The 8,292-nt window shown below is 41.5% G+C and carries 5 protein-coding genes; all 5 read left to right on the top strand.

Translation table 11 applies throughout. The features are described 5' to 3' along the window. A partial coding sequence (locus AC1DPQ_RS10595; RefSeq protein ID WP_477609182.1) for a DUF4974 domain-containing protein occupies positions 1 to 392 on the top strand: 392 nt, incomplete at its 5' end. A 228-nt stretch (positions 393 to 620) separates the two neighbouring features. Then, positions 621 to 3,854 (top strand): SusC/RagA family TonB-linked outer membrane protein, encoded by a 3,234-nt coding sequence (locus AC1DPQ_RS10590; protein ID WP_477609180.1) that lies wholly within the window; start codon positions 621 to 623, stop codon positions 3,852 to 3,854. A gap of 13 nt (positions 3,855 to 3,867) precedes the next feature. Then, positions 3,868 to 5,391, top strand: coding sequence for a RagB/SusD family nutrient uptake outer membrane protein (locus tag AC1DPQ_RS10585; RefSeq protein WP_477584559.1), 1,524 nt, complete (start codon positions 3,868 to 3,870; stop codon positions 5,389 to 5,391). Continuing rightward, positions 5,385 to 7,247, top strand: a complete 1,863-nt coding sequence (locus AC1DPQ_RS10580; protein ID WP_477609178.1) for an alkaline phosphatase — start codon at positions 5,385 to 5,387, stop codon at positions 7,245 to 7,247. Before AC1DPQ_RS10585 ends, AC1DPQ_RS10580 begins: the two co-directional genes overlap by 7 nt. A 113-nt stretch (positions 7,248 to 7,360) precedes the next feature. Continuing rightward, complete coding sequence (locus tag AC1DPQ_RS10575; protein ID WP_477609176.1) at positions 7,361 to 8,263, top strand: metallophosphoesterase family protein; 903 nt, start codon at positions 7,361 to 7,363, stop codon at positions 8,261 to 8,263. The last annotated feature ends 29 nt before the right edge of the window (positions 8,264 to 8,292 follow it).

Raw genomic sequence — 8,292 nt, 5'->3', positions numbered from 1 at the left:
AGTCGTATCAGGCCAGCAAACACATCGAAGTTGCCGTAATTACCGGAAAGGTTGCCGTAAGCAACAAAAAAGTAAATCTGGGCACATTGATTAAAGATGAGTTTTTAATCTATGATAAAACTGCCGGTCGAGCTGACATTGGCAAAAATAAATCTGCGACCTATATCGAACTTGCTTTTGACGGAGCAAGTTTAGAACAGGTAATCAGCAAACTCCAATATGCCTACAGCATTAAAATTTTGCTGAATGACAGTGCTTTGGCCAAACTTAAAACCACTGCTTCTTTCAGTAGCAAACAATCGCCTGAAGAGATTTTGGATATCATCTGCAGCCTGCACCACCTAAAATTCAACGGATCAAAAAATCATAAAACATTTAATATATACAGATGAGATGAGCAGGTAATATAGAAATACTTAGCGGTGCCAGTTAGACTGGCCACCGTAATCTTTCTTTCCGGCCAAAGGGCCAGGGTAATTAAAAGCTTTAAAAAACAAATCAAACAAATGAAACCAACCTCCGCTAAGAGGACATCAGCTCTTTATAAGATCATGAAATACGCATGTTTAACATTTTCAATTCTCTGCATATTTTGCAGCTCAATCCTGGCCTCGGCTGGTATGGCACAAAAGTTAGAGAAAACTACAGTCAGTATTACGATTAATAAAGGCCGTAAGATGACCGAAATTATCAAAGAAATCGAGTCGCGCACCGGACTTAGCTTTGTTTACAATCCAGATCAGCTGCAACAAAAAAACATGTTTGTAAGTGGCGATTTTACCACAGAGCCTGTAAGGTCACTATTGGATAAGCTTGGATTACAGGTTTTAGAAAAAGGTGAATATGTAATTTTAAACAACGCCGTTCAGAATAAACCAGACCGGGTTATCACCGGGATTGTGCGCGATTCAACAGGTTTAGTGCTTCCCGGTGTTTCGGTGAAGGTACTGGGCACGCAAAGCGGCACTGTAACCGATGGAAACGGTGCTTACCGCGTTGAAGTAGGCGCTGACGCGGTGTTATCGTTCTCTATGATCGGTTACCGTACCAAAGAAGTAAAAGTGAGTGAAAACCAAATCATTAATATGGTGTTGAGCGAAGAACGTTCGATGCTTGCCGATGTGGTGGTAGTAGGTTATGGAACACAGAAGAAAGAAACCTTAACAGGCGCAATCAGCATTGTTGGGCTGGATAAACTTTCTTCGCGCTCATTAAATAGTGTAGGAGAGGTATTGGCTGGAAAATCGCCAGGTGTAATTGTAACTAACGAGGGTGGTGATCCAACTTCTGCTCCACGCATTAATATCCGCGGTGCGGGAGGGATTAACGGAGAAAATGTATTGTATGTGATCGATGGGTCTATATTTTCAGGTACACCACAGCTTAATCCTAACGATATCGAATCTATTTCGGTATTAAAAGATGCATCTGCGGCAATTTACGGCGCCAGGGCATCAGGCGGTGTGGTATTGGTCACAACTAAAAAAGGAAAGAGCGGTAAAATGCAGATTAGTTTCGATGCCAAACTTGGGCAACAAAGCGCATGGAAGAAATTGGAGCCATTAAACGCTCAGCAACGCGCGCAGGTGGCCGCAACTGCTGCCAAAAACGGTGGTACAACCATATTACCAGCTTTTGATATTTCGAAATATCCTGATGGACAGATTACACGCACCAACTGGATGGACGAGGTTTTTAGAGATGGATTGTTACAGGATTACAATGCCGCAATAAACGGTGGTAGCGAAAAATCTAATTATTACCTAAGTTTCAATTACCGTAATGCAGAAGGCATTGTGTTAAATACCAAAACTAAGCGCTATAACTTCAGGATCAATACCGAGCACGAAGTAACCAATTGGTTAAAAGTTGGCGAAAACCTTTCGTATAGCAGTACCAATGGTAATGGTGCAAATACCAGCAGCGATTATACTGGTGCCTTACTATCGGCTATCTATTATCCAACCAACGGAACGCCATATAATGCCGACGGCAGTTTTGCCGGTTTACCAGGCGGACAGTATGCTGGCGATTATGGTGATATTGTTAATCCAGTTGCCGATCTGCAACGTATTGATATAAACAATCCTGTAAATGTGCTTGTGGTTAATCCTTATGCCAACGTTAAACTGGCCAAAGGTTTAACCTTTAGATCTAACTTAAGCATTACTAAAACCGATGCTGCATTTAAAAGCTTTACGCCAAAAAGGCCAGAGGTAGGAAAACCAGTATTGAGCAATGGTTTACAGGAAAGCAGCAGCCGTGCCAATGATTTTCTTGCTGAGCAGGTTTTAAGTTATAAAGCAACCTTTGGTAATCACCAACTAGATCTTACCGGTGGTTATTCTTTCCAGAAAACTAAAAGCAATAGCTTGTCAGCTTCAGGAGCAGGTTTTGACGACGAATCGCCTCAATACAGATACCTGGTTAACGCAACAGTTATTCAGCCGTCGGTTAGCGCGATGTATGAACAGGCACTTTCTTCATTATTTTTAAGGGCCAATTATAATTACAAAGAGAAATATTTATTGTCGCTAATCGGCCGTCGTGATGGATCATCGCTGTTAAGTAAAAATAACAGGACGAAAAACTACGGGTCAGCTTCCCTCGGTTGGGTGGTAAGCAAAGAAGATTTTCTTAAAGATGCAACCTGGTTAAATGAACTGAAACTAAGGGGCAGTTACGGCATATTGGGTAATTTAGGATCGCTTAATGCCTCTGCTGTAAATCCATTGTTAAGTGCTACTCAAAGTTATTTCGGGCAAACACCAACTTTACAGAATGGTTATGTACAGAATGTTTTAGCCAATAAAGATTTAACATGGGCAGAATCAAAGCAAACGAACTTTGGTCTTGATATGACAGTTCTCAACAGATTAAGCCTTAATGCTGATTATTTTATCAAAGAAACCAATAAGATGATCTTAACCAGGTCGCTACCAGGGACAGCAGGTTTAAATACGCAGACCATAAATGCTGGTATTGTAAAAGATAAAGGTATAGAACTGGGTTTAACTTATAATAGCGATAAAAATGCAGCATTTACTTATACCGTAAACGCTACTTTAACCAAAATTAACAACAAAGTACAGGAACTGGCACCGGGATTGGAAAACATTGCTGTGGGTACCAACTTCCGGAATGAACTTGCGCCGCTTACCATTCGGGTTGGCCAACCTTTGTACAGTTACTACGTGTTAAAAACCGACGGCATTTTTCAGAGCCAGGCAGAAGCTGATAATTATAAAAATACCAAGGGGACTAAGATTCAACCGAATGCGAAAGCAGGTGATTTTAAATTTGTTGATATCAACGGCGACGGATCTATTGATGGTAAAGACCGTTATTTCGCTGGCAGYGCTTATCCTGATTTCTCTTACGGATTGAGCTTTAATGCAAGTTATAAAAATTTCGATTTCAATATTTTTGCGCAAGGCGTACAGGGGAATAAATTGTTTAATGCGGTAAAGCGTACTACTTATAGTGCTAGTGGGCCATCTTACAACAAACTGGTGGGTATCCTAGATGCCTGGTCGCCAGAGAATCCCGGTGGTAAAGTGCCGATTGTTTCAACAAGTGATGCCAATGGGAACTTTAATGCTTCCGATTTTTATATCGAAGATGGTTCTTACCTGCGCATCCGTAACGTTACCCTGGGTTACAGTTTACCAAAATCAATCGCCAATAAATTAAAAACAGGTGCGGTAAGGGTTTATGCTACGGCAAACAATCTTTTTACCATTACCAAATACTCAGGCTTTGATCCCGAAATCGGAATGGACAACAATGGAGTGGATGTTGGCCGTTATCCTCAGGCCAGAAGCTTTATTCTTGGTTTAAGCGTAAATCTATAATCACAAAACAACAATGAAAACGAATTTAAAATATATGGCATTTGCCGCCCTTGCTTTTTTCTCTTCATGTACAAAAGAGCTTGATATTGTACCTGAAGGATCTCCATCGGCTCAAAATTTCTGGAAAACCAAAGAAGATGCCATAAAAGCAGAAGCTGGGATGTATGAAAATTACAATGCAGAAGACTTTTATGGTCGTGGGATGTTCTGGTTTATCAATGCCAGCGATGATATGGTTACCGGACGTAACAAGCCAGAGGCCGATAATATCAAAAATTTTAACCGTACCTATGTTGGTGGAGGTTATACCGAAACCCAATGGAGCATGCGTTATGCCATTATCAAACGGGCTAACGATATTATTAACAATGTGCCGGCCATCGCAATGGATGAGACCTTGAAAAAACAGATTATTGGTGATGCTTATTTTAATGCCGGACTGGTTTACTTCCAGTTGGCCGCCAATTACGGTAACGATAAAGCAGGGGTACCGATCGTAACGCCGGAAAGCGATCCCGCTCAGCCTATTGCCCGTGCAAAAAATGTAAATGAAAACTACGATTATATCATTTCACTTTTATTAAAAGCAGCTGATAACCTTCCCCTGTTTTCGGCAATGAAACCAGCAGATTACGGTAAAGCACATAAAACAGCTGCCTGGGCATACCTCTCTAAAGTGTACCTGTACAAAAAAGATTATGCCAATGCCGCTAAGTATGCTGATATGGTCATCACTTCAGGGCAACACGATTTAGTAAATACAGGTTTTGCGGATGTATTTAAAGCAGCCAACAACTGGTCAAAAGAATACATTTGGTCGGTGGTGTGTACGCCAAGTGGTGGTGGCACCGGCTGGGGAAGTAAACTTCCGGGCGTAATGTTAACCAATAAAGCCTGGGGAATTTATAACGGATGGGGTTATTACCTGCCAACCAAAGAACTTTACGATTCTTACGAAACTGGCGATCAGCGCCGTGAAGCCACCATTTTAAAACCTGGCGATAAATTTATGTTCTTTGGTGCTGAGCGCAGCTTTACCAAAGATGGAGGAGCAACTTCAAACTACCAGTTTAAAAAATATATGGAGCCGTTTTCATATGCTAATCCAATTCCAACGCATGTTAATCCGAACGGAGATAATGGCACAACAGATTTAAATGTGCCTTTAATGCGTTATGCTGAAGTGTTACTGATCAAAGCTGAAGCCGCAATTAACCTTAGCGGTGCAGGGGCAGGCGATACCGAACTGAACAAAATCAGGCTACGCGCAGGTTTAGGTACCAAAACAGGAATGACTATCGACGACCTTAAACGCGAACGCCGTAACGAACTTGCAGGAGAATGGGCCGACCGTCACCGCGATTTAGTAAGATGGGGTGATGCTCAGGTAACTTATGCCAAACCATTACACGATTTTGATGGGAGCGTAATTTGGCCTGCAAGAACTTTCAATCCACAGGTACATGATGTTTGGGCCGTACCACAGAGAGAAATTGATAACAGTGCAGGTGTAATTAAACAAAATCCAGGATGGTAAAATCGAATAAACTGATCCTCTTTTTATTATTGGCTTTAGGTGTACATTCAGTTTCTGCTCAGCAGAAACTGAATGCCGCTAATGGACACAGCCATAATGATTATAAGCAGCAGATTCCTTTGTTGGAGGCCTATTATGCTGGCATGGGATCTATAGAGGCAGATGTGTTTTACCGTAACGGAGAATTGTTTGTTGCCCACGAAAGCAGCGAAATCACCTCAGGCAAAACATTGAAAAAATTATATATCGATCCATTGGTGGCGTTTTTTAAAGATCATGCCAATCATCCTTATGCTGATCCGAAACAAAAACTTCAGCTGGTTATCGATATAAAGGAGGATTATGAACACGTGATCCCGAAATTATTGGCCGATTTAAAAGGTAATGAATCTGTTTTCGATCAACAGATCAATCCTTCAGCCATTAAAATTGTAATGAGTGGGGCTGTTCCGCCTGCCGAAAAGTTTAAGAATTATCCGTCACTCATTAGTTTCGATGGCCGTCCCGCAAATCAATACACAAGTGATCAGTTAGAGCACATTGGGATGATTAGTGATGATATTTCTCATTATTCGGTATGGAATGGAAAAGGTACCCCAACACCAACCGATTTAGAAAAAATGAAAGCGGTAATTGCCAAAGTACATGCACTGGGTAAACCTTTCCGTTTTTGGGCAACTAAAGATAGTCCGAACAGCTGGAAAGAACTGGAACATATGGGGGTTGATTGGATCGGAACGGATCATCCCGCATTGCTAAAAGATTTTTACCAGAACAGGGCTAAGCTCGAGTACAGCAACCCGAAGGCTTATACACCTTATCAGCCAACTTACAAAAGCGACGGATTAAAAACCAAAGCCAAAAATGTAATTCTTTTAATAGGGGATGGAATGGGACTGGCACAGATTCAGGCAGGTTTGAGTGCTAATTTTGGTCAATCCAACATCATCACGATTAAACATCTTGGCCTTTCGCGCACCGAAGCTTCCAATTCAGATTTTACTGATTCTGCAGCAGGTGCAACGGCTATGGCTACAGGACATAAAACCAATAACCGTTACATCAGCGTCGATTCTACAGGTAAAGCACTTCAGTCTATTCCTGATATTTTGGCCCCTTACGGTCTTACAAGCGGGATCATCAGCAGTGGTGATATTACCGATGCTACTCCTGCAGCATTTTATGCTCATCAGCTTGAACGATCTATGACGAAGGAAATTGCCGCCGATTTTCAGAACGGACATGTTGATGTTCTGGTTGGTTCGAAACGCAAAAGTTTTACCGAGAATCCAGATCAAAAATTGATGGATAAAATCTCGGCCAAGGGTTATACACTACAGAAAGACCTAAAAAGTTTTGCTGCCTCAAATGCAGATAAGCAAGTGGTACTTTTAGACGATTCTGCTACGCGGAAAGTATTGGATGGCCGGGGAKAAATGCTGAAGATTTCGTTCTTAAAAACGGTTGAACTGCTCTCGAAAAATAAAAAAGGATTTTTCATCATGGCAGAAGGGGCACAGATTGATCATGGCGGACACGCAAACGATTTGCCTTTCGCGGTAACCGAACAACAAGATTTTGACCGTTTGGTGGGTGAAGCCTTAAGGTTTGCCGACCAGGATGGCGAAACGTTGGTAATCGTAACTGCCGATCACGAAACCGGAGGACTGTCGCTTCTGGATGCCTCTTATAGAAAAGGAACCGTTCGTGGCAATTTCAGTACAGATGACCATACCAATATCATGGTGCCTGTATTTGCTTACGGTCCTGGTTCGGATGCCTTTATCGGGGTATATCCTAATCATCAGATTTTTTATAAAATCATCGAAGCTTATCGTTTAAAGAAAACTCGATAAATCTTTAAAATACCAAAAATCTGCAAGGCGGTGTCTGTATACCACAGCACCGCTTTTTTCTTAACGTTAAAGCAACGTGGCAGTGCTAATTTTGAAACAATAAAAAGAATGTTATGGAAAGAAGATCCGCACTTAAGAATATAGGTGGCCTGTTTTTACTGCCAACCCTACCTGCATTTTCTTCGTCAGCCGATAAAAAAACGGTGCTAAGAGTGGCACACATCACTGATGTGCATCTTAAAAATCAATTCAATGCGCCCGCCAGGTTTGTTAAATGTCTGCACCATTTACAGTCGCAATCGCCCAAGATAGACCTGGTTCTAAATGGAGGAGATGTCGTTTTTGATATGAACAAAGAAAACATCAATACCATTAATGATCAATGGAAACTGGTAAACGAGACGATGAAGAACGAATGTAACCTTCCTGTGCATTACTGTTTGGGCAATCACGATATCTGGTGGAATGAAAACACCAGGGGCGATGTTTTTTACGGGAAGAAATATGCCATAGATAAATTGCAGCTGGTTAAGCCTTATTATAGTTTAATGCAGAACGGATGGAAGATTATTGTGCTGGATAGTACCCACCTGGATATTGACAATACCTGGTATATTGGAAAATTGGGCGATGAGCAGTTAACATGGTTAAAAAACGAACTCGAAACAACAAGTGCTGAAATGCCCGTAATGGTAATGTCGCACATTCCAATCCTTACCGCGCTTTTAATGATAGAAGATGATATTGTAAACAAATGGACCATGTTGGGTGGTGATATGCATACCGATACGAGCAAAATTATTAATCTTTTTTATCAACATCCTAATGTAAAACTGTGTTTAAGTGGCCACTTGCACATGCGTGATAAAGTGGTTTACAACGGTGTTACCTATCTTTGTAACGGTGCTGTATCAGGCGCTTGGTGGGAAGGCAACAGGAGAGAAACCGCCCCAGGCTATGGACTGGTCGATTTACATGCTGATGGCAGTTTTGAAGAGCAGTATGTGAATTATTGATGATATAAATTTTCAAGATTCGTCATCCC

The organism is Pedobacter sp. 01T416_2, assembly GCF_056398925.1.
Note: the sequence above shows the minus strand (reverse complement) of the source record. Positions and strands in the feature narration are given on the sequence as shown.

Coding starts and splice junctions, on each gene's coding strand:
- AC1DPQ_RS10575 (WP_477609176.1), top strand. CDS start 7,361: ATGGAAAGAAGATCCGCACTTAAGAATATAGGTGGCCTGTTTTTACTG.
- AC1DPQ_RS10585 (WP_477584559.1), top strand. CDS start 3,868: ATGAAAACGAATTTAAAATATATGGCATTTGCCGCCCTTGCTTTTTTC.